Below are 22,587 nucleotides of genomic sequence, written 5' to 3'. Positions count from 1 at the left end.
AAGGAACCTGAGGGCGATTTAGTCGGAATACATACAATCAAGGACTGTTCTTCAAAGAATCGAGAACCATGAGCACTGGAATCTGCATCAATACGAAGCCCGACAAGGATTTTGAAGGATACTTTCAGAATCTCGCAATGGACTTTGAGGAAGTAAATGAACTCCTCAAGGGCGACGGATGCGACCTGTCCTATTTCATGTTCAGTGCTGAGATTTTTGAAGACGAGATTGCGGAGAAGAGGCACGCGGGAGCAACGGAGGAGCAGCTCAAAGAGTTTGCCAAAAACTATGACACATCGAGGTGGGAGGATATTGCCGTGGCGGTGAAGAAACTCCTCCAAGCGCAGCAACTTGTCCAAGACTACAATGAAGACTGCTTTAGTTTCGGGAAGGAGGAATTCCTTATGGAACTGGACGAGCTAATTGCAGAGCTCACTCCTCACGCAACTAAGAATCTACGAGTTCAGCTACTCAGCGCCTAACAGCATGTATAAAAAGACCGATTAGCGGCGAGGTCTAGACGGACCCGCAAAATCTGACCGCGAAAGGCGACCGTGCGGCAAATCGAGCCGGGGAAAAATCCGATTCCGTTCGCTGAGACCAGCATGGCCCACAGAGCCGTCAACAAGCCACAAAAACACGCCCATCCCGCCGCGCCCCGCATTACATGGTGGTGCCATAACCGGTCAGGAGCCGCATCAGCAGCGTCGCTTTTTGGACAGCTCCCCTACGAGACCTCAACGCGTAGGGTCACCACCTATTAACCCTCGGATGCTCATACTTTTTCGTTGGCACGGAGAGCCGATTCAACTAGGTTCGGAGGGGACTCATTGGCTGATTCCACCGCTGCTGGGCTAGCGTCGCGCTGCGAATCTTCGCTTCAGCCTCCGGCCTCGGCTCCGATAGACAGGGAAGATCAAACTCAACTTCAACTTTCTTAGCGACTGAATCAAACCTTTGACGCAATCTAGATGTTTGTCGTTCGCAACAATCGCCTATAGCCCACTTCACAACCGATAATACGTAAACCAAAAAACTTCATTCCACCCACTTCGATGGCGTCAGCCAATTGATACCACTGATTGAGTTTTTTCCCTATATGAACAAAGAAAGACATGCGGAACTAAAAGTGAAATGGCGAAGAGCCGGCCACCCAAAATTTGACCGAATTATTGACGATCCAGTCTCCGACAAAGTCTTTGTCGTCTATGACGTCAAGCACGTCGAAGCACTCGACCGGGAAACAGGCAAGCTCGTATGGAAATACACTTGTCCTTCTAAAACTTCGATTTGCTTCCCTACCTGCACGGTCACAAGCTCCGGCCTGTCATTCTTGCTGTGGGGGAAGCGGCTGAGCAACACCAGACAATGGATTGTGCTCGACCACCAAAGCGGTAAAGACATCCTAATTGAAGAGCTCGACTTATATGGCCCAGCGAATCCGGTTGAAAATCTCCGTGGCTTCCCAATGGGCCAAGGCAAGATGCTTGTGGAAGTAGGGCAAGCCGGCTGCTGGTTGGGGAAAGCAGGCGACTTCCTTAGTTTACGCGACTCGCTTGCTCCTATCACCCTGGTATACCGAGCCGGAGAAAATCGACTGCTGGGAAGCGCGGTAGTCGAAGGCAATAATACTGCAATCGCAATCACACTCGATTTCCAGAGTATAAAAAATTCAGAGGTCACCTACTTCAACCCGGAAGAACTCGGGGTAATAAGTATTCGTCCCTTGTCTTATTCTAGAAAATACTATGTTTTCGAACCCTTCCCTTTCGACGGTAACCTCCTCATATGCAATTCAAAAGGTGAGCTGGTCCTGAAAATTCCCGACTGCAAAAAACAAATTCATGCGGTGCTGAACTCACAGGAACTGGAAGAGGACTTCATTGTCGCCTCGAGCGAAGGCAATTGCCTGTCGATCAGGAGATTCGACGTCGCAAATTCCAGGGACAAATGGAGAGCTGATCTCAATGTCCTTAGCGGATCTGGCATTGTTCCTTTCTATTTTACTGCCGACGGACTATTGATGCTGAGGCGCACTGAGGACGCCGACGGGTCTTCACACGGGATCTTCAGGATCGATTCCATTGATCTCGAAACAGGAGGAACAACGGAAGTTAAATTCAAAAATCGACCGGACAGAATATGGTCAAGTGAGATCGATGGGCTTGCCTGGACCGAATTCGGAGCCGAAGAAGGTAATCTGGTTTTTGGGTCCGTATTTAGATCCTAATAGTGAGAGCGAAGAGCGTCCCCCTTTGGAACTGAAAAGGGAACGAGAGAGGTCCGAGAGGGGTCCGAGAGGGGTCATCCGTGATTTGTTGCAGAACCAGTTTCTCCAGCTTCTCCGCTTTCCTCATCAAGGCCTTCTCGAACCTTACCCGCGCTACCAAACGGCTCACACTTGTCGGGTGGCCCACACACAGCCTGTCGGCCACCCAATCACGCGAAACCGAGCTCACCTTGCGAAGTAACCACACTGACGCCTTCATTCGCCCGTAGGAAGGAAAGCTGCTCCATCGCCACTCTTTCAGCATCTTCCTCGCCGCCCCCCTCACCCTTCACCGCCACTGCCTTGTAGCGAGCCAGCCTTGCCATGAAATCCAGCCAATAGCCAATGCCGCTTATCACGGACCGACCCCTTTCATTCAAGGACCCCCTTAACAGACCGACCCCTTTCACTTGTCATAGAAATTTACGCCTGTCTTTCAGAGGCTTTCCGCAGAAGCGAAATGCCGGATCACTCGCTTGCCGGTGCGATGACATTGTAGCGGAGGACGTCACCCATGAGTGGCCGACCGTCGGCGTCGGAAGCGTGTTTCAGGTTGATGGTGTAGAGACGCTTGGTATCAATGCGGGGAAGGGTGATGCGGAGGGTTTGGCGGTCGTCTGACAGGGTGCTTTCAACCGGGTTGACTTCCTTGAGGTCGATTTTCGCCGAGCCGTATCTGGCGTGGTAGTCGTAGGTGTGACGAGAGACTTCAAGTCCGGGAAGTTTCTCGCCGAGGGGCTGGTTGAAGTGGATCTCGAAGCCATTCGCGAGGAGCTTGACGCGATCTACGATGAACATCGTATTCCCAAGCCAGTTGATCTTGCGCATGCCCTCGTCGCCGGCCCATGTGAGGTGGGTCTTTCCGACCCATAGCGAGCCCTTTTCATCGAAGGCGAAGCGGTGGTTGCCGATGCCCATGGCGGTGGAGGAAAGGAAGGGGATGGCGGTGCCCTGGGTAGTTCCGCCAACGACCTCCGGAAGAAAGCGGATGAGGGTCGGCTGGTTCATGTCGCCAATGATCAGCTCGCCTTTAGGCAGGCCGAATTTTTCCGCACCGACGGTAGGAATCGGCTGGGTCGGCGAGTTGGCGAGCTCCCCCTGGGGGAAGAGTCCGGCGGCGCGGGTGCGCATGGATTCGAGTTCCTCGACGGGTACTTCGAGCGGGTTCCGGGTCCAACCTTCTTTCCAGATGAGCGAGGCGGGGTGACCATGGAAGCTGCCTTCAGTGACATGGCAGAGCGGGCTGGTGCCGCGCCAGTCGCCCTGGTTGTCGGTAACCCAGAGGCGGCCTTCGTCGTCAAAGCCGATGCCGTCCGGCGACCGGAACCCGTAGGCGAAGACCGAGCTATCGCCCTCCGGAGTAATCTTCATGATGCAGCCGCGGTAGGGAACCCGTGAGAACATGCGGCCGGCCTTGTGTTTATTCGTCTCCCAATGATCGCCCTCGGTCCAGGTGGCAAAGACCTCGCGCTCGAGCCCGATGGGGGAAAATTCGCCACGCACGATGGGAAAGGTGCCGGCCAGATGTGAGGCGACATTGAGGGCGACGTAAAGGTTTCCGTCCTTGTCACGGGCGGGGCCGTAGGCGAACTCGTGGTAGTTGCCGGTAAGACCGAAGTCGGTGAAGACGGCCTGGTAGTGGTCGGCCTTGCCGTCTCCGTCGGTGTCAGAGAGACGGGTAAGCTCGGACCATTGCATGACGAGCAGCGATCCGTCCTTGTCTTCGAGAAGTCCGAGCGGGCATTGGAGTCCTCGGGCGAAGTTTGACCAAGTCTGTGTCTTCGTGTCGTAGATTTCGACTTCGCCGCTGTAGAAGCAGGCGGCGATGCGTCCGTCTTCAAGCACGGTGAGACCTCCATATTGAGGATCGACCGTGGCGGGTGAGGGGATGTTCTCGACCTTGTAGTAATCCATCCAGTTCTGCGCCTGGGCGCTGAGACCGAGGCAAATGGCGATGAGTGAAATGCGAGCGGTCTTCATTTCTCGGAGGTGTTGGAGATGGTGAGGGTGAATGCGGCTGCTTCTGCAGGCGTGAGGGTCAGCTTGTTGTCGCGGATGCTGCCTTTGTCACAGGTGATGCGGCCCGGCCCCTCGTGGGTCAGGTCGAGGACGAGGCCGTTGGTGGCTCCGGTGGTGGTGAAATGGCGCTCAATGGCCTGCGCATGCCGGGCCTTTCTAACAAGTTCCCGGATTTCGACCCCGCCCATGCTGTAGTCAAATTCCGGGTAGCCTTCAACGAGGCGGTAGCCCCTGTAGTCGGGAGTCGTGTTTCCGAGCTTGGTGAAGAAGTTTTCCGTGGTCGCTCGGATGAATGGCTTGGCGCGGAGGCCCGCAATCTTGCGCGAGCCACGGGCGGCGGTGTGGTCGCCTTTCCAAGCGTAACGAAATTGGCAGATAGCGGTATCCCAGCAGAGTGCAAGCCCATCCGGCAGGGCAACGACGATGGACGCCGGGCTGGAGTCAGGCATGAAGGTATGGACGACATAGGGGAGCTCGCGTTTCGGCTCCTTGTAGTTGGCAAACATCGGCGAGCCTTTCTTCTCTCTCTTGCCGACGACAACCTTGAGGATGAAGTCGTGGATATTGGCAAGGGTCTCGTCGGGGAGGTGGGCCATGGACGGCATCTCGACGGCGAGCGGATCCTTCTTTCCGGGATTTTTGGCCCAGTGAATAAAGGTCGCGCGCTTGTCCTTCGGGTAGACGGAGGCGATGCGGATCAGTGAGGGGCCGACGGTGTGGGCATCAATCTGATGGCAGGCCATGCAGTTGACCTCATAGGCGGTTTTTCCGGCTGCCACTTCCTGAGCATGGAGGCAGGGCTTCGCCGTCAGGGCGATGGCGAAGAGGAAGGGATGGATGACTCGGGGCATGGATGGGAGTGGTAGTGGGATCGTCGAAGGAATCGAGTTGGCGGGCCGCATTGCTTCTCAGTCACCCGATACGGTGAAAGTCCGTAAATTTATCGGGATGAGGGGCTTGTTAGGGTTTTCCGAGCATGGCACCGCCGTCGCAGCCGCAGATATCCCTAAAAATGAGGATGGGCGAAGGAGATGGAAAAATCTGCGGTGGGCTCACGGCTTGCGTGCCTTGGTTGATCTGGACGCGTTCCGGTTCTTACCTCGTCTCTGCAGGTGCTCGGGGACATGAACGCCCGGGGCATCGTGCTCGGATTCCCACAGATCGAACCTTGGCAGGATGGCCTCAAGTTTACTGCGTTCGTGGCGATGCTGTTCGCCAACGGCATTCCAGTCGGTGATCTGGGCGAAGCTGATGAGGTCATCAGGCTCGGAGGAAACGTCCCACCATTTGCCGAAGCCATCGCGCATCACCTTGCTGCCGCGGATGAGTTGGTCCTTCCCCCGGTAAGCGTAGATCCAGTCGCGGTGGGTCGATTTCTCGGTGAAGAGGAAGGGATAAAGGCTTTCGCCGTTGATCTCGTAATCGGCGGGGAGCGAGTAGCCGGTGATGTCGGCGAGGGTGGGAAGGATGTCGGAGAAGTTGACGAGGATGTCCTGCTCGCCGTGCTTGGTCATGCCGGGGGCGTGGATGATCAGCGGAACGTGGGTGCCTTTCTGGCGATCGGGACTGTGCTTGCCGTAACCGCTGGTGCCGTTGTCGGCGCAGAAGATGAAGATGGTGTTGTCGGCGATGCCCATCTCCTCGAGCTTGTTCTGATAGAGCCAGACCTGGTAGTCGAGGTAGTTGATGTGGTGATGAATGCCGGACTCGGTGGTGGTACCATGAGTGTCGTAGATGCCCTTGTCACCGGTGACCTTCGGCTCGGTTCGGGTATATTTTTCGCCGTCCCATTTGACGATCGGAGTGTCCGGCCACTTTGAGGGGGAGTCGGGCTTGAACCAGTCGAAGGCGTCGTGTCCGAGGTGGCTGCAGTGGTAGATGAAGAAGCGCCGACCTTCCTTCTGCTTCCGCTCCATGAACTCGAAGGCGAACTCGAGTTCGATGTCGGGACCGTAGGTGTTGAGGCCGAAGCTCTTCTTCGATTCCTCGGTATGAGGATACCAGGCGAACGTCTTTTCTCCGGGATGATTCATCAGGCGGACGTGCGGATACCAGTACCACCCATGCTGAAGATAGGTGTCGAGAGGTTCGTCGGTGTCGGAATTGAAGATCTGGTTTTTTCCATCGACCTTCTTCTGGTACATTTTGAAGTCGGTGAAGGGGTTGTCGCGATCCTGCAAGTTGCCCGGGGTGAAGCAGCCTTCGTCGTAGCCGAATTTTGTCAGGTCGCCGGCCATCTGGGTCTTGCCAGCCCAGAAAGTGCCGTAGCCTGCCCGTTGAGCGACGTGGCCGAGCTGGATCGGCGAGCTTTCGTAAAGCGGCCAGGTGGCGAACTTGCCGTTTCCGACTTCATACTGACCGGTATCGCCATTCGTCCACCACTTGTGGATGTGGGCGTAGCGTCCGGTCATCATCATCGCGCGGCTGGGGGAACAGACGGTGGTGGCCCAGGCGGTTTTGATCCAGCAGCCCTCGTTGGCGAGCTTGTCGATCGCCGGAGTCTGCGCCCGGAATTTCGGGTCGCTGGAGTCGCTGGAAAGAGGCTCGGTCCAGACCGAAGAGCCGTAGATCGGCAACTCGCGGGCACTGATGTCGTCGGCGAACAGGATGATGATGTTCGGTTTTTCGGTCGCCGGAACAAGGCCGCTCAAGGCGACACTCAAGAGCATGGAAAGGCCGCGGATCTGCTTCATGGTGGAGTGCATGGTCATTGATGGAGATTCCAGGACCTTGGTGGACGATGATTACGTGGTGGGGACGACAATCTGTCATACAAGCCAAGTTTTTCGCGGCGCCCCTTAAGCCTCACCTATCGCCTGATTCAGCAATTGTTCTTATGATCGATCAGGGGCTCTGGCAGTCTCGTTCCTCCAATTGGAGAAGGGCCAGCCAGGTGCCGGATCGAGATGGTTGATTCTAAGAAATTTGCTGGGTGCTCTTTTTGTGGCCAAAGCACGCAGGCTATCAACGAGAACTCAAGCGAGCACACCAAGGCGTGAAACTGCGATGCACTATCTGACGCTTTTTGCTTTCGCTTTCTGCCTTCGCCGGGCGACAGTATGTCACCTTGCCCGAGTTGGCAGGATGCCAACGCTCCGCTTTCGAGCAAAGACATCAGTCTAATACCAAGTGCCGAAGGGTCGTCGGTCGGGCTGGCGTCGACTTCGGTCGAGCGCGAAGTGCAAGGAAAGCCAGCACCCCGAATTTTATGCGCATCATTCTAAATGGCAAAAAGGCAGGCTTGGAGTCTGTGCGATCAGCAATTCGTCACGCGAGAGAAGAAGGTCCTTTGGAAGTTCGGGTAACCTGGGAGTCAGGAGACATTGAACGTCTCGTCGGTGAGGCTCTGGCGGAGGGGTGTTCACGACTTGTCGTGGGAGGTGGAGACGGGTCTGTGAAGGAGATCACCGACGCGCTCATGAAGTATCCGGCCGAGAGACGACCGGAATTGGCGATCCTTCCGCTGGGAACTGCGAATGATTTTGCCACGGCCTGCGGGATCACCGCGGATCCTGTCGGTGCTCTCAAGCTGGCCCGCCAGGGTGAGGTCCATTGGATCGATGTCGTGAGTGCGAACAACGAGTATTTCATCAATGTGGCCAGCGGTGGGTTTGGTGCCCAGGTCACGGCCAACACTCCAGTGGGTTTGAAGAATTTCCTGGGTGGTGGCGCCTACACGCTTGCGGGTGTCGTTCAGGCGCTTGGATTCGAACCATATGACGGGAAAGTTCGAATGCCGGATGAGGTCGTCTTGGGAAAGATGGTGATTGGTGCGGTGTGCAACGGACGACAAGCAGGAGGCGGGCAGCAGCTGGCGCCGGACGCACGAATCAATGACGGGTTTCTGGAAGTGGTGGGTCTGTTGGATTTCCCTCCAAGCCACACCAGGCAAGTGTTGGAGGAATTGAGAGATCGTGAAGTGAGCGGAACCTATGTGAAGCGATTCAAGGTTCCGTGGGTCGAGTGGGAGTCAGAGGTTGAAATGCCGATCAATCTGGACGGCGAGCCGATCAAGAGCACAAAGATCCGCTTCGAAGTGCAGCCAAAGGCCCTGAGGCTCGTCCTGCCGACCCCCTGTCCGATGATTGATTGAGGGGGCGTTGGTGAGGCGCTTGAGTGGCTCAACATGGAAACCGAAAAATATCGAGCGCTCCAAGCGGGGAATGCGTTCTACTGGCGGTCGCGAGAAAATCTCGTGGAATGTAGAGTCCACTTCATGAAAAACGCCATTCTGATCTCCCTCGGCAGCTGCCTCGCTGCGTCCATGCTTCCGGCCCAAACGCCGACGGCATCCTCTGAGTCTTCCAAGCCCAGCGACATCTATCAGGATGGCTGGATCGACCGGAACAAGAACGGCGTGAAGGATCCCTATGAGAATCCGGAACTCCCGATCGATGAGCGCATTGCCGATCTGTTGGAGCAGATGACGATGGATGAGAAAACGGCTCAAATGGGCACCATCTATGGCTACAAGCGGGTGCTGATGGATGTCCGCCCGACGGAAAAGTGGAAGAACGAGGTTTGGAAGGATGGCATCGGGAATATCGATGAGCACGCCAATGGCGTCCGCGGTGTGATGGAGATGACCGGGCATGAAGAGCACGCGGAGTTGCTCAATGAGATTCAACGCTGGTTCATCGAAGAGACCCGCCTTGGGGTTCCCGTTGACTTTACCAACGAAGGCATTCGGGGTGTCTGCCACAGCTGGGCGAGCAATTTCCCGACACAGCTCGGCATCGGCGCGACCTGGGACAAGGAGCTCGTCCGCCGCATCGGTGAGATCACCGGTAAGGAAGGCAAAGCGCTGGGATATTCGAACATCTATTCGCCCATTCTCGACGTCGTACGTGATCCACGCTGGGGCCGCACCATCGAATGCTACGGTGAGGAACCGTATCTGGTCGGTGAGTTAGGAAAGCAGCAGGCACTTGGTCTCCAATCGCAGGGAGTCGCCTCGACCGTGAAACATTTCGCGACTTACAGCAGCCCGAGCGGTGGTCGTGACAGCAAGGCGCGCACCGATACCCAGATTCCTTACCGGGACATGCATGAGATCCTGATGCATCCCTTCGAGAAGGTGATCAAGGAAGCGAAGCCCAAGGGGGCGATGAGCTCCTACAACACCTACGATGGTATCCCCGTCACCGGGAGTCCCTACTTCCTAACAGACCTGCTGCGCGGTGAGTATGGCTTCAATGGCTACGTCGTTTCCGACAGCGGAGCGGTTTCCCGTCTTCACGAGCAGCACAAGACCGCCGACAGCTTCGAAACCGCTATCGTACAGGCCGTAAATGCCGGTCTCAACGTCCGCACCAACTTCAAGCCGACGAAGGATTTCGTGATTCCTCTTCGCAAGGTCATTGCAGAAGGGCGCATCAGCGAAGAGACGATCAACTCACGCGTTGCCGATGTGCTGCGAGTGAAGTTCGAGCTCGGCCTCTTTGACGAGCCATTCGTCGATGCCAAGGCTGCACCTTCCATCGTCCATCAGCCTTCGCATGAGGCGACGACTCTGGAAGCAGCCCGTAAGGCGATGGTGCTGCTCAAGAACGATGGCATTCTTCCTTTGGATCCTGAGAAGGTCGGCACGGTGCTGGTGACGGGGCCGGGAGCCGACGATGTCAAACCGATGCTCAGCCGTTACGGTCCGGGTTCATCCAACGTGATCACGCCATTGGCCGGTATCAAGACCTACCTCGGAGACAAGGCGAAGGTGCTGCACACGGAAGGTGCCTACTATCACGATAAGCGATTCCCGACTTCCGACATCATGCCAGAGCCTCCCAATGCGGAAGATCAGGCGAAAATCGATAAAGCCGTGGAGATGGCCGAGCAGTCGGATGTGGTCATCGTCTTCCTTGGCGACAACGATGACACCGTCGGTGAGTCTCGCTCGCGCACGGATCTCGATCTGCCGGGTTACCAGAATCTGCTCGTCCAGGAGTTGGTCAAAACGGGCAAGCCGGTGGTCGCCGTGCTGATGCCGGGTCGGGCAATCTCGATCAACTGGATCCAGGAAAAGGTCCCGGGCATTCTCGTTTCATGGCACGGAGGTGAAAAGGCCGGTCAAGCTGTGGCGGAGACGCTCTTCGGCGCCAACAACCCCGGAGGAAAGCTCCCGATCACCTTCCCTAAAACGGTCGGTCAGATCCCACTTGCCGTGCCGCATCGCAATGGTGCCTGGGGTACGCAGGGCAAGAGCCACGATCCGAATGGCTGGGGCACTTCGCGCGTTCTCGATCCGCTGTATATGTTCGGTTATGGCCTGAGTTACACCACCTTCGAATACAAGGATCTCAAGATCGAGCCGGCGGAGCCGACCGAGGACGACGAAATTACGATCACCTGCAACGTCACGAATACTGGCGATCGGGACGGGGACTCGGTGGTGCAGCTTTACATCAAGGACGTGGTGGGATCCGTCACGCCCTTTGCTCAGGTGCTGCGCGGATTCGAACGCATTCCCCTGAAGGCGGGTGAGAGCAAGGAAGTCAGCTTCAAGCTGCAACCCAAACGCGACCTGAAGATGCTCGACATCGACAAGAAGTGGATCGTCGAGCCCGGTGTCTTTGAGGTGATGATCAGCGAGGCCTACGGAAAAGACGGCGTGAAACAAAAGGGAAGTTTCACGCTGCGTTGATTGGTGTTAGGCAAGTCGCGCACGACGAATGAAACCCTCTCTCTCACAATTCCTTCTCGGCCTTCTGGTTGGGGCGCTGCTCTGCTGTGTGGGCTTTGCCTGGATTGGCCAGCGGGATGGCAAAGCGGCGGATGGCTCCCGGGTTCGGGAGATCACCGTGGCGCACGGACTTGCGGTGACCCATCCGGTCCACCAAGGGATCGAGGAATTCGGCCGCGAGCTCGACCGGCTTTCCGGAGGGTCTCTGAAGGTGAACATCTTTCCTGGCGAGCAGCTCGGGACTGAAACCGTCTGCCTTGAGAAGACCCAGCAGGGAGAGATCGACATCACCAAGGTCAGCACGGCTCCGATCGGGAATTTCGTGCCTGTCTTCAAGCTCTTCAGTCTGCCATATCTTTTTCGCGATGAAGATCACTACTGGAGGGTTCTCGATGGCGAAGTCGGCGAGGACCTTCTCGATGCCCTGAGCATCACGGAAAGCGGAACATCGAGCGGTCTGGTCGGGATGACGTACTATGATGCGGGTAGTAGAAGCTTCTACGCGACCCGCCCTCTCACATCGGCGGATAGCCTGAAAGGGCTCAAGATCCGCGTGCAGCAGGACCCGGTGGCGGAAGCGGCGGTCAAGTCCTTGGGGGCATCGGCCGTAACGATGGGATTCGGTGAACTTTACACCTCGCTCAAGCAGGGTGGCGTGGACGGCGCCGAGAACAATCCCCCGAGTCTGCTTTCCAGCCGCCACTTCGAAGTCTGCAAGCACTACCTGCTCGATGAGCATTCGCGGATTCCCGATGTGCTGGTCGCGGGATCAAAGTTCTGGGACAGCCTGAATGAAACCGAGCGGGCATGGGTCGACCAGGCGGCCCGGCATTCGAGCAAGTTCCAACGCGAGCTGTGGGCGATCGAAAGCCAGAAAGCTCTGGATGAACTGGAAGCTGCGGGCGTGACGATTCTGAAAGCGGATCCCGAAGCATTCCGCCATCTCACCAAGCCGGTGGTCGAGCAATTTGCTACCGGTGACCGCAAGGAATTCGTCAACCGAATCGGAGCCGTCAAATGAAAGGCTTTGCTTTGCTTCAAAGGGTGCTGGGGAGGGTGCTTGGCGGCATCTGTGTCGTGGTCTTCGCGGTGCTGGTCGTGGATGTGCTGTGGGGCGTATTTACCCGACAGGTGCTCAATGAGCAGCCGGCATGGACGGAAGAGTTGGCCCGCCTGCTTCTCGTTTGGTTGGCAATCTTGGGAGGCGTTCTGGCCTATTCCGGTGACCGCCATCTGGGTGTTGACGTGTTGGTGAGCCACTTTGATCCGGCGACCAGAAAGCGCGCTCATGCGGTGGGACATATCTGCGTCTTCGCCTTTTCCGTCGGGGTGCTTCTGATCGGAGGCATCGAACTTTTTCGCGATCGTCTGAGTTCGGGGCAAATGATGGCGACCCTCGGAATCCGCAAAGCGTGGTTCTATCTCGTGCTTCCGGTGGGCGGGGGGCTCATCGCGCTGTTGGCCGTCGAGAAAACCATCGCCGCTCTCATCGGCCATGAGGGAAAGGGGGAGCAGGCATGAGCGTCGGACTTGCCGTTCTCCTGGTCTCTTTCGTCGTGCTTTTGCTCCTCGAAGTTCCAGTCGCTTTCGTCATCGGGATTGCCACCTTGTTAGGGGCACTGGCGCTGAGTCGGGACGGATCGTTCGTCTCGGTGGCCAGCGATATGGCCAACGGCCTCGATAGCTTCCCGCTGCTGGCGATTCCCTTCTTCATTCTCGCGGGTGAACTGATGGCGACCGGTGGTCTGGCACGTCGCCTGATCGATTTCGCTTCGTCGATGGTCGGACGGATGTCCGGCGGTCTTTCGATCGTGAACACGCTTACTTGCATGCTCTTCGGCGCAGTATCCGGATCGGCGACGGCGGCGATTTCCTCGGTGGGTGCCGCGCTCATTCCGGAGATGGAAAAGAAGGGCTACCCGCGGGAGTTCAGCGTCGCATTGACCGCGACGGCTGCCACGACGGGGCTTCTCATTCCGCCGAGCAACGTGATGATCGTCTACGCTCTGGTGGCGTCGAATGTCTCGGTTGGAGCGCTGTTTCTTGCCGGCCTCATTCCGGGGCTGGTGACGGGCTTTGCCGTGATGGCGGTGGCTTTCCTCGTTAGCCGTCGTTTCAAAGTCGTAGGAACGGCAAATGCGCAGGGTGTGATTGTTCAGGAAGTTCCGGCTTTCTGGCGATCCTTTTTGAGGGCTTTGCCGAGCCTCTCGATGCTCTTTCTGGTGATCGGTGTGATCATCGGCGGCATCATGACGCCGACGGAGTCGTCCGCGATCGCGGTGCTCTGGTCGCTGTTGTTGGTTTGCGTTTTTTACCGCGAGGTGAAGTGGTATCAGCTACCTCAAATCCTGATCAACTCGGCGCGCACCACGGGTATCGTGCTGTTGCTGATCGGCACGAGTGCGGCGATGAGCCGGCTTCTCACCATCGAGCAGGTTCCACAGGCGGCGGCCGATGCCTTGCTCAGTGTTTCGAATAACCCGCTCGTCATCCTTTTGTTGATCAATGTGGCACTGCTGTTAGTCGGCATCTTCATGGACATGACGCCTGCGGTGCTGGTGTTCACACCGATCTTCCTGCCGGTTGCTGTTGGGATCGATATCAACCCGGTTCACTTCGGGGTGATCATGATTGCCAACCTGTGCATCGGCCTCTGCACACCGCCTGTCGGTTCCTGCCTGTTCCTGGGATGCGGGGTCGGAAAGGCAAAGATCGCCGGGGTCTCGCGGGCAATGGTTCCCTTCTACATCGCGATGTTTGCGGCGCTGCTGCTGATCACCTACTTTGAAGACCTCGCGCTGTGGTTGCCGAGGGCTTTGGGGGAACTGGAGTGAGGGGGAGGATGAAGGATCAGGAAGGTCCGTTCAGACGTGCGCTGAAACTTCGCGCGCGATCTTTTTGCCGAAGCTTCTCTCGGCGGCTTCCAGATCGTGGTCGGCCTGTAATCCCATCCAGAAGGCCGCAGAGGTTCCAAAATACCTTGCCAGTCTCAAGGCGGTTTCGGCGCTGATGCCGCGTCGACATTTGGTGATCTCCGTGAGTCGTGATGGCGGGATTCCCGTCGCCCGCGAAACCGATGCTTGAGTCAAACCCAAGGGACGAATGAATTCCTCAAGCAGGATTTCACCAGGATGAATCATGGGGAGCAGGTCTTTTTGTTTCATGGCTTTAGTGATAGTCGACGATGGAAACCTCATGCTTCGAGCCATCTTCCCAGCGGAAGATCACTCGCCATTGGTTGATCCGGACACTCCAGAAGCCTTTGAGGTTTCCTTTCAATGCCTCCAAGCGGTTGCCCGGTGGGACCGATAAATTCTGAATGATTCTCGCCTGATGAATCATCCTGAGTTTGCGCCGTGCCACTGCCTGGATGTCTCCGGGTAGTTTTTTGGAACGCTCCCCTCGGTAGATCCGTTCAGTCTCGGAATCGCCAAAAGTTTCGATCACCAATTCACCCTCCGCCGATCTAGAATTACGGCAAGCGTCATTCCATTCGGACTGGGGAGGCTTCTCTATTTGGTGGGCTTGGGTAAGGCGGAGTACTGGGGTTGCGGCACGGGGGTGTGCCGCTTCCTGGCGACTGAAGTCGCGGCTCCTTGTAGGTGTGCCGCCTTCTATTTGCGGACGCCGTCGGACTCGATGAGTTCGTCGAGTTGCTTGGCCATAGAGGCTGCTTTCTCGGGATTCTGGTCGATGATGTTACTCTGCTCGCTCGGGTCGGTCTCGAGATTGTAGAGCTCGGGTTTGGGTGCCTTTTTCCCCTTGGTCTCTTTTTTCAGCGACTCGTTGGAGATGTATTTCCAGTCGCCGGAGCGGAGGGCGAAAGTGCGGGCCTCCTGAACCATGTAGGGCAGGCCTTTTTCATCCTCGCCGAGGAAGGCGGGAAGCATGTCGCGGCTGTCCTGAGCTTCGTTCTCGGCGAGTTCGATATCTAACATGTTGGCGAAGGAAGCGATGAAATCGATCTGGTTGACCATCGCCTTGGAGGTGCCGGGTTTGATCCTGGCGGGCCAGCGGATGATCAGCGGGACGCGCGTTCCGCCTTCGTAGATCTGATACTTGCCGCCGCGCCAGATGCCGGAGCCGTCGTGGCCCTGGTCCACTTCCTTGGAAGATGTTTTCACCCGGGTGCCATCATTGTAACCGTCGTCATAGACCGGTCCGTTGTCGCTGGAGAAAATAACGATGGTGTTCTCGGTAAGGCCGTTCTCTTCGAGGGCTTTCATGATCTCACCGGTGGCCCAGTCGAACTGGACCATCGCATCGCCACGGAATCCAAGCTCCGTTTTCCCTTTGAAGCGCGGGTTGGGGGCGCGGGGGACGTGGATGTCCTGCGAGGCGAAGTAGAGGAAGAAGGGCTTGTCCTTGTTCGTCGTAATGTAGTCTCTGGCTTCTTTCACGAAGACATCGGCCATCGTTTCATCGTTCCAGAGCGCGGATTTTCCACCCGCCATGTAGCCGATGCGGCCGATGCCGTTGATCACGCTGTCACTGTGCCCATGGGTGCTCTGGTAGTAGGTCATGGCCTCGCGGTCGGTCTGGCCGTCGGGATACTGGGTGCTGCCGGGCTTCTGGACGTCCTTGAGCTTGTTGCCGACGTAAAGCGGGTCATTCGGGTCGAGCCCGACGACGTGATGGCCATCCAGGTAGACGCAGGGAACGCGGTCGTTGGTGGAGGGGAGGAGGAAGGACGAATCGAAACCAATCTCGAGAGGACCGGGTTTGACGGCGCCGTTCCAGTTCGTCGGCACGCCTTTTTCACCGATCCCAAGGTGCCATTTTCCGACGACTCCGGTGGTGTAGCCGGCTTTCTTGAAGAGCTTCGGCAGGGTCAGGATCTCGGTCGGGATGGAAAGGGGGGCGTTCGGCGGAAGAATGCTGACATCGTGGCGGAAACCGTGAACGCCGGTGAGCAAGCTGAAGCGCGAGGGGGTGCAGGTGGCGGCGGAACAATGGCCGTCGGTGAAATTCAAACCACCAGAGGCAAGCCGATCGATGTTAGGGGTCGGGATCAGTTTTGAACCATTCACGCCCACGTCTCCAAAGCCGACGTCGTCACCGTAGATGATGACGACATTGGGGCGATCGGCGGCGGAAAGGGTGCAAAGTCCGCAAAGGAGAGCGGCACTGAGTTGAAGTAGGGTTTTGGGGCGGGTCATGGGGATTATTCGTGAAGGGTCGGAAAAGTGGAACGCGTTGTTCCTCTTGCTGGGCTTTTATTTTTCCGAAGCGACGTTGATGGCCGGAAGTTCCTGCATCGCAGTGAAATGATGGCGCATCATGAAAGGAGTCTACTGAGGAAAGATGGGATTACTTTCGCACCCAGGCTCTCACGTAATCGACTTCCATATGGGTTGGGAAACCATCGGGAGTGGAAGCTTCGGGCACGGGTTCGCGGCCATCGACGCCCGCCCAGCGGATCAGGGGCGGGCGTGGCTCAAGAGTGAGGGTGACATACATCGGGAGGTGCCAGTATTTGTTCTCTGCTTCGGCAACCTTGATGCCGTCGATGTACCAGGTGATTTTCTCCGGAGTATTTTCACAGCCGTAGGTGTGGAAGTCATCGCGCGGATCCCATGGGGCCATGTAGTGGTGCTCGCAAAGGTCGGGAAGGTGCTGAGGACGCTGCCAAATCTCCTTGCCGTCCTTGATGATGCGGGTGTGGAGGTTGCAGTCGATCTTGTTAGGCGGCACCGGCTTCTTCGGGTTGTTGGCACCTTGAAGCATCTCGACGATGTCGATTTCCGAATAGGTCACGTGAGGATAGTCCGGGTTCTTGCCGCCGGAGCTGTAGAGCCAGAAGGCGGGGCAGAGGCCGGGGAACTTGCTGCAGCCCTTGATGCGCGCTTCGAAGTAGCCGTAGGTGGTCGTGGTGTCGGAGCGCAGGATGCCGACCTTGTAGAAGAACTCGCGGCCCTTCCGATCCTTGTGCGGTTCGTGGGTCGCCTTGATGACGAGGGAGCCGTCCTTTTGAAAGACGTTGTCGGGCGTCCAGGCTCGGTCGCCCCAGGGCGCGAGGTCGTTGTCCCACTTTGAGTCGTCGATTTCGCTTCCTTCGAATTCGTCGGTGAACTCCTCGACGAGGACCCATTGCTTCCCGGGATCGGGATCAGCGAAGATCGGTTGCGGAGACGCTGGGGTCGGAGAAGATCCCGTTTCGGACGATTGAGGACTTGTCGGTTTCTTACTGCAATTCGATAGGACGGCGATGGACAGAAGCAGGCAGAGGGCGGAAGGATTTCGGGTGATCACGAGATTGGCTGGGTTGCTTGGTGGCGGAATGAGACGAGGTGAACAACCCTGATCTTTCTAATTGCATACAAAACACTAAAAATATTTGTATGCCGCCGCGATGCCGAACAGGGTGGATCGGTTGGGATCTCAGTCTCGGAACAGCGCTTCGAGATCGGAGTCCTTCACCGCCATTTCCTGGCACGTTTTATCGAGCGCAATGGCCTGATCGAGCAGCTGGCGAGCTTCTTCGAGTTCTCCGGACACCGAGGCGTAGCAGGCCAGGTTGTAGATAATGATGGGCTCTTTCGGATGGGATTTCCGCGCCTCGATCAGGATCTCGCGAGCGGCATCGATCGTCTCCAGACGTCGCACTGCGTAGGCCCAGCTGATCCACCACTGCGGGCTATCGGGGTCACTGCGGGCGAGGCGCTTCGCCAGTTCGCCCATCTCCGCCCACCTCGATTGACGTGAGAAAAGATCGCAGCGGAGGATGTTGGCGATGTCCAGATCCTGATCGATCAGCCCGAGTTCCTCCAGAGCTACGTCGAAAAGACCGAGCTCCGTGTAGCCTTGAACGGCCATGACCTGTCGTGCTGTTTCAGCGTCCATCGTGAGGTGGGAAGCGTCCCGGTGGATGAGCCTGCGGTCAAGCTTGGCGGCTTGGCTCTTCAAGTGAAGCAGTGAATCGATGGGGGGGCAAGCCATTGATGCCGTGCTTGCGGGCATTGTCATCTAACAGGCCTCAGGCGATGAAGCCGATATCGGGTGCGGAGGAGAAGTTGGCGATGTTGGGGAGGACGGCGGACATGTTGCCGGAGGAGACGCCGAACCAGCTGGCCATTTCCTCGAAGTATTTGTCGGTGGAAGTGGTGGGGAGCATGCGTCCGCCGTTGCCGAGATCGTCGCTGCTGTTGAGGGTGAGATCGGGGAAGGTGCCGAAGACCTTGCCGCCGTCGACCGGTCCGCCCCAGACCATCTGGTTGCCGCCCCAGGCGTGGTCGGTGCCGCGGCCGTTCGAGCGCAGGGTACGTCCGAAGTCGGAGGCGGTGTAGGAAATGACGTCGTTGGCGACGCCGAGGTATTCGAGGGCCAGCTGGTAGTTGGCGATGGCGGTGGAAACTTCGTCGAGCATGCCGGACTGGGTATTGAGAAGCTCGCTGTGGTGGTCCCATCCGCCGCGTTGGATGAAGATGGTATTGCGCCGGAGTCCGAGGGCTTCGCGGGCTTTGATGGTCTTGGCGGCGGCCCAGAGTTCTTTGCCGAAATTGCCGGTGCTGTTGTTGAGTGCGTTCTGGACGCTGGTGGGAACGACGGAGACGTCGACCGCGTCGTAGACGGCCTTGAATGCCTGCTGGGCATCACGTGATTCCTTGACGTGCACGGCGAAGGCATCCTGGACCATGTTGTTGTACATGGAGGCGAGGAGCCCATCGACGGCGGTGTTTTTGTAGCCCGCCACGGCGGAGCCGGCAGTGGGAAGAAGCGCGCCGCTCTTGGTGATGGCAAACTGGCTGGTGGCACGTCCGATCTGGAAAATATTGTTGCCAGCCAGCGAGATGGACATCGAGGTGGCCTGGCTGTTGTAGGTCGAGTGAATGAGGTCGGCCATGCGTCCGCCCCAGCCGCTCAGTTGCGAGGGGCCTTCAGGTTGGGATGTCTGCCACTGGTTGATCTGGTCGATGTGGGAGAAGAGCGCCTTGGGAAAGGGAACGCTGCCGGCGTTGTACTGGGCTTTGGTCAGCGGGTGGATGAGGGTGCCGATGTTGGCGACGAAGGCGAGGCGACGTCCGTAGCTGGAGAAGGCACCGGTGCCGTTGAACATCTCGGCGAGCTCGCGGCAACTGGGATGGAGGCCGTAGCCCTGACCATCGCCTCCCTCAGCCTGAGTGAGGGGAAGAAGCGATGCCTGCGAGAGAGCCATGCCGCCACCGCCGACGCCGCCACGGGAGGTGGCGTAGGTGGCATAGCGGCTGTCGTTCGGCACGAGGAAATTGTAGCTGTCGTGACCACCGGCGAGCAGTACGCAGACGAGGGTCTTGCAGTCGGTTCCGCCGGGACCACTCGAGAGGCCTTCAGCAGCGGCTTGGTTGGCGAGCTTGAGGTTGAGGAGGCTGGAGAGTGTGGAAATGCAGCCGATGGATGCGCAGGAAGCCTCACCAAGGAATCGACGACGGGAGATGGGTGGTTTCATGAGGTGATCTAACAGGTCTGATGTTGGATGGCGGGATTACTTGGTGCAGGCTCCTTCGGGTGACATGAGGACGAGGTAGGCTGCCAGCCGGGCTTTTTCGGTGTTTTTGTTGGCGGCGTTGATCGCTCCATTCGTTTCCACGTTCCGCAGGGCGGTGGTGATGATCGCACGGCTCTGGGCACCGAGAGTTCCGCCGCAGTAGAGAATCGAGAGGTGGTCGAGAAGCTCGGGGATGTCTCCGGCGATGGCCGCGAGCTTGCTCAGATCGGGCGGGAAGTCCTTGCCGTCGTACCAGCTGTTGTTGTTGCTTTGATGTTGGAATCCCCGTTCACAAACCCGCCAGAGGTAGTTCGGAAAAGAGATGGCGGTGTAGGAATTGACGATGCCGAAGGCCGGGGAATCGAGGTGGTTCTCGGAGAGCTGGCCGAAAAGACGGTAGTCCGGGCGGTAGAAGTTGAAAACCGAAGGAGATCGCATCGGTTCCTGCAGGGAGATGTCGGCAAAGTAGTCCTCGAAATACCACCAGAGCAGCTCGTCGTGTTCGTCAAGCTCGAGCATGCGTCCGAGATGGACCAGGCGGATGAGTGGTTCGCGCAGGTGCCCGAAATAAGGGGTCTTGAGGTGCTCCATCGGATTGCGGGCCTCGTCGTCGAGAAGGATCGCCTTGACCACCGCCTCGAGATCTCCGGTGACGCCGGAGCCGTTGTCGGTGAAGACGGCGGAAACGCGTGCCACGTAGGCAGGCGAGGGATTCGAGGAGACCAGGAACTGGATCAACTGACGGCTGATGAAGGGCGCGCAGTTGGGGTGGTGGACGAGCTGGTGGACGCAGTCCCTGACGTCCTGAAGCGCGTTCGCATCGTTCGCCGACCTCGCGGGGATGGTGTGATAGAGGCGGTTGCCACTTCCATCCACGCCGATGGGAATGTTCTTTGTCGTGAAGTCGTGGTGGGAGGCGAAGACCTTCATCGGGGTGGTCATATAGCGCCCGCTGCTGTCGCCGTCGTCCCGCCAGCCCCACTGTCCGAAGTGGTTTTCCGAGAAATTGATGCCCGTGAAGACCTCGGCGACGTTGGTGATGTCGGTGGTGTTGTAGGTCTCGATCGGTTCACCGTTGCTTCCGAGAATGCGGGTGCCGTCGGGATTGAGCTCCCACAGTCCGATCGAGAAAAGCTGCATGATTTCCCGCGCATAGTTTTCATCGGGATAAATGCCTGCGGGGACGTTGGCCTTCTGGTTGCCGATGTGGCTGAGGTAGTGGCCCATGAAAGGGTGCAGTGAGACGTCGAGCAGCAGGTCCTCGTAGTTGCCGAAGGCGCCGGTGACGAACATGTCGTAGTAGTTGGCGGCAGCCCGAAGCTGGTGGTAGAGGTCCGCGCCATTGCGCGATGCCACCAGAATCTGCGAGAGCGCGAAGGCGACCCGCTGGCGGAGTTGGTCGGGTCCGGCAATCGCGGCCCTCATCCACGCCGTGGTGTAGTTGCTGCCGGAGACGAAGGGGTTGTTGCCGCCGCCGCCATTGATGTAGTAGCCGGAGAGCGTAGGGTCGGTGTAATCGTACTGAGGCGCGGCCTGCATGTCGGCCTTGATGGCATCGGCGTAGTCCTGATGAATCGTCGGTGTTGCCGCCATCTGCGCATCGATCCAGGCCTCCGCGCCGATGGAGGCGACGAAGTCAACCTGGGACATGTCCGAAGGACCGAAGGTCGTCTGAAGAAGCAGGCGAGCAGCCTGCGCTCTTGTTAGAGCCTTGCCGGATTCCGGCTGGCGGTAGATTTCGTTAAAAGCAGCGAGGTCGCCGGAGACGCTGACATCCGGGTTTGCGTCGCCATCCGTATCGTAAGATTGCGGCTGGAAGGCTGAGTTCGCACTGCCGGGTCCGCTGGAAAATCCAAACAGGGGCTCGAGGTAATCGGCAACGCCATCGTTATCGAGATCCTCAGAGCGGGGGAGGATGCGAAAGAACCCACGTTCAAGATCCTGCGTGGGGACATCCAGTTTTCTCATGCCGTTTTCCAGATAGGGCGTGCCTCCTTGAGGTCCCCATGGGTCTTCCTGGCCGAGATCGGTGGAGCTTTCAATGATGCCGGGTCGGCCGCTGAGGTAAGTCCATGCTACGATCGCGGTGTTCGCATCCTTCACCGCGATACCGAGTCCGGCGTTGCTGTCAGGGTTGAAGGGATCGGTGCCGAACTTGGATTCGCCGAGGTTGCTCAGGCCGTCGCCATCGGAGTCGCCGGCGGGGTCGATGCCTTTCGCACCGTAGAGCGATTCCCAAACATCGGGGAGACCGCTTCCGTCCTGATCATCGTTCTCGGGGTCGAGCGTGATGCCGTGAGGAGTCAGCGCGTTGGGAGCGGTGTACGAAAACCGGAGGTCGAAGTCCCTTGCCCGGGCAAGGGGGACAACGGTCGTCGGCGGCGAGGTCGGGGACCCGACCGGCAAGTAGGAGATGTTGTCGAAAACCAGTGTCAGGCTTGGTGTCCCGAGCGTGAAGTGCGTGGTGGAATGGGTATAGCCAGGACCTCCGTTCAGAAAGACGCTGTGGTTGACCTCGTTGACGTCGCCCGAGACGTGTCCGACGGTGTCCTCGGGAGAGGCGTTTGCGGACGCGAAGAAGCCTGCGCCGGTGAAGGCCTCGAAGGCGACGCTGCCGGCCGTGCCGGGACTCAATTGAACGTCAACGACCGTGAAGGTGAGCGATTCGTCGGGATCGAATCCGCTGCTTCCGTTGTTGGCGACGGCGAGGCCTTCGGAGGTAAAGGCGACCGCGTCCGAAGTGCCGGTGCTCGCACGGATCGTGAAGTCAAAGTAGTCGTCGGTGCCACCCGAGCCATCGAGATCGAGCTTTTGCCAGCGGAAAATAAAGTCGGTGGTCGGCTCGGTGCTCACCGAGGCCAGATTGAAGCCGGGCCTGGCGACGATTTCACCTTCGCTCGCTCCGCCGCCCGTGGGATAAATGCCTCCGTTGCTGCGAAAATTGAAATCATCCGTCGTGAGGGGCCCCGCGGCGAGCAAGGGTGCCATGGTCAAAATGACTCCATGGGCCAAATAGATCTTCTTCATGGGTGGGTTTTTCCAAAAGCGTCCGGCAAGCTAACTAATTGAATTCAGAATACAATCTGTTTTCGGGGTCTTGTGGCTTCGTGTGTTCTGCCAAGGCTGCTTGCAGGTCTCGGAGTCACCCCGTTTTCC

18 protein-coding genes are annotated in these 22,587 nt (G+C 57.9%); 7 read left to right on the top strand and 11 right to left on the bottom strand.

Annotated features, from left to right (window positions below):
* Window positions 1-68 precede the first annotated feature (68 nt).
* Window positions 69-482 (top strand): hypothetical protein, encoded by a 414-nt coding sequence (locus ACFQY0_RS08995; protein ID WP_379711466.1) that lies wholly within the window; start codon window positions 69-71, stop codon window positions 480-482.
* A 617-nt stretch (window positions 483-1,099) separates the two neighbouring features.
* On the top strand, window positions 1,100-2,230 hold the full coding sequence (locus ACFQY0_RS08990; RefSeq protein ID WP_379711464.1) for a hypothetical protein: 1,131 nt from the start codon (window positions 1,100-1,102) through the stop codon (window positions 2,228-2,230).
* Window positions 2,231-2,439: 209 nt separating this feature from the next.
* On the opposite strand, the gene ACFQY0_RS08985 is transcribed toward ACFQY0_RS08990, so the two are convergent.
* From ACFQY0_RS08985 to ACFQY0_RS08970, 4 genes are all read right to left on the bottom strand, one after another.
* Window positions 2,440-2,595 (bottom strand): hypothetical protein, encoded by a 156-nt coding sequence (locus ACFQY0_RS08985; protein WP_379711463.1) that lies wholly within the window; start codon window positions 2,593-2,595, stop codon window positions 2,440-2,442.
* Between the two features lie 142 nt (window positions 2,596-2,737).
* Window positions 2,738-4,249, bottom strand: a complete 1,512-nt coding sequence (locus ACFQY0_RS08980; RefSeq protein WP_379711461.1) for a DUF7133 domain-containing protein — start codon at window positions 4,247-4,249, stop codon at window positions 2,738-2,740.
* Window positions 4,246-5,139 carry a c-type cytochrome gene (locus tag ACFQY0_RS08975; RefSeq protein ID WP_379711460.1) on the bottom strand — a complete coding sequence of 298 codons (894 nt, stop codon included), beginning with the start codon at window positions 5,137-5,139 and terminating at the stop codon, window positions 4,246-4,248. Before ACFQY0_RS08975 ends, ACFQY0_RS08980 begins: the two co-directional genes overlap by 4 nt.
* A gap of 201 nt (window positions 5,140-5,340) precedes the next feature.
* Window positions 5,341-6,999 carry a sulfatase-like hydrolase/transferase gene (locus ACFQY0_RS08970; RefSeq protein ID WP_379711458.1) on the bottom strand — a complete coding sequence of 553 codons (1,659 nt, stop codon included), beginning with the start codon at window positions 6,997-6,999 and terminating at the stop codon, window positions 5,341-5,343.
* A gap of 497 nt (window positions 7,000-7,496) precedes the next feature.
* On the opposite strand from ACFQY0_RS08970, the gene yegS reads away from it, so the two are divergent.
* The 5 genes from yegS to ACFQY0_RS08945 all read left to right on the top strand — a co-directional run bounded on the left by yegS (window position 7,497) and on the right by ACFQY0_RS08945 (window position 13,801).
* Window positions 7,497-8,381: a lipid kinase YegS gene (gene yegS / locus ACFQY0_RS08965; protein ID WP_379711456.1), complete on the top strand. Its 885-nt coding sequence runs from the start codon at window positions 7,497-7,499 to the stop codon at window positions 8,379-8,381.
* Window positions 8,382-8,504: 123 nt separating this feature from the next.
* Complete coding sequence (locus ACFQY0_RS08960) at window positions 8,505-10,928, top strand: glycoside hydrolase family 3 N-terminal domain-containing protein (RefSeq protein ID WP_379711455.1); 2,424 nt, start codon at window positions 8,505-8,507, stop codon at window positions 10,926-10,928.
* Window positions 10,929-10,956: 28 nt separating this feature from the next.
* Entirely contained in the window at window positions 10,957-11,988 is a 1,032-nt protein-coding gene (locus ACFQY0_RS08955; protein ID WP_379711454.1) for a TRAP transporter substrate-binding protein, read from the top strand.
* Complete coding sequence (locus tag ACFQY0_RS08950) at window positions 11,985-12,488, top strand: TRAP transporter small permease (RefSeq protein WP_379711452.1); 504 nt, start codon at window positions 11,985-11,987, stop codon at window positions 12,486-12,488. Before ACFQY0_RS08955 ends, ACFQY0_RS08950 begins: the two co-directional genes overlap by 4 nt.
* Window positions 12,485-13,801 (top strand): TRAP transporter large permease, encoded by a 1,317-nt coding sequence (locus ACFQY0_RS08945; protein WP_379711451.1) that lies wholly within the window; start codon window positions 12,485-12,487, stop codon window positions 13,799-13,801. The genes ACFQY0_RS08950 and ACFQY0_RS08945 overlap by 4 nt, the downstream gene beginning before the upstream one ends.
* Before the next feature lie 30 nt (window positions 13,802-13,831).
* Here the strand turns inward: ACFQY0_RS08945 and ACFQY0_RS08940 are convergent, their stop codons facing one another.
* The 7 genes from ACFQY0_RS08940 to ACFQY0_RS08910 form a co-directional block, all read right to left on the bottom strand.
* Window positions 13,832-14,131, bottom strand: a complete 300-nt coding sequence (locus ACFQY0_RS08940; protein ID WP_379711449.1) for a HigA family addiction module antitoxin — start codon at window positions 14,129-14,131, stop codon at window positions 13,832-13,834.
* A 4-nt stretch (window positions 14,132-14,135) separates the two neighbouring features.
* Window positions 14,136-14,414, bottom strand: coding sequence for a type II toxin-antitoxin system RelE/ParE family toxin (locus tag ACFQY0_RS08935; RefSeq protein ID WP_379711447.1), 279 nt, complete (start codon window positions 14,412-14,414; stop codon window positions 14,136-14,138).
* 167 nt (window positions 14,415-14,581) lie between these two features.
* Entirely contained in the window at window positions 14,582-16,126 is a 1,545-nt protein-coding gene (locus ACFQY0_RS08930; RefSeq protein ID WP_379711445.1) for a sulfatase-like hydrolase/transferase, read from the bottom strand.
* A gap of 151 nt (window positions 16,127-16,277) precedes the next feature.
* Window positions 16,278-17,219: a kappa-carrageenase gene (locus tag ACFQY0_RS08925; RefSeq protein WP_379711444.1), complete on the bottom strand. Its 942-nt coding sequence runs from the start codon at window positions 17,217-17,219 to the stop codon at window positions 16,278-16,280.
* A 129-nt stretch (window positions 17,220-17,348) separates the two neighbouring features.
* Complete coding sequence (locus ACFQY0_RS08920; protein WP_379711442.1) at window positions 17,349-17,810, bottom strand: tetratricopeptide repeat protein; 462 nt, start codon at window positions 17,808-17,810, stop codon at window positions 17,349-17,351.
* Window positions 17,811-17,943: 133 nt separating this feature from the next.
* Window positions 17,944-19,392, bottom strand: coding sequence for a DUF1501 domain-containing protein (locus tag ACFQY0_RS08915; RefSeq protein ID WP_379711440.1), 1,449 nt, complete (start codon window positions 19,390-19,392; stop codon window positions 17,944-17,946).
* Window positions 19,393-19,428: 36 nt separating this feature from the next.
* Window positions 19,429-22,458: a DUF1800 domain-containing protein gene (locus tag ACFQY0_RS08910; RefSeq protein ID WP_379711439.1), complete on the bottom strand. Its 3,030-nt coding sequence runs from the start codon at window positions 22,456-22,458 to the stop codon at window positions 19,429-19,431.
* Between the last annotated feature and the right edge of the window lie 129 nt (window positions 22,459-22,587).

Origin of the sequence: Haloferula chungangensis, assembly GCF_042664875.1 — a bacterium.
Taxonomy (GTDB): domain Bacteria; phylum Verrucomicrobiota; class Verrucomicrobiia; order Verrucomicrobiales; family Akkermansiaceae; genus Haloferula; species Haloferula chungangensis.
Note: the sequence above shows the minus strand (reverse complement) of the source record. Positions and strands in the feature narration are given on the sequence as shown.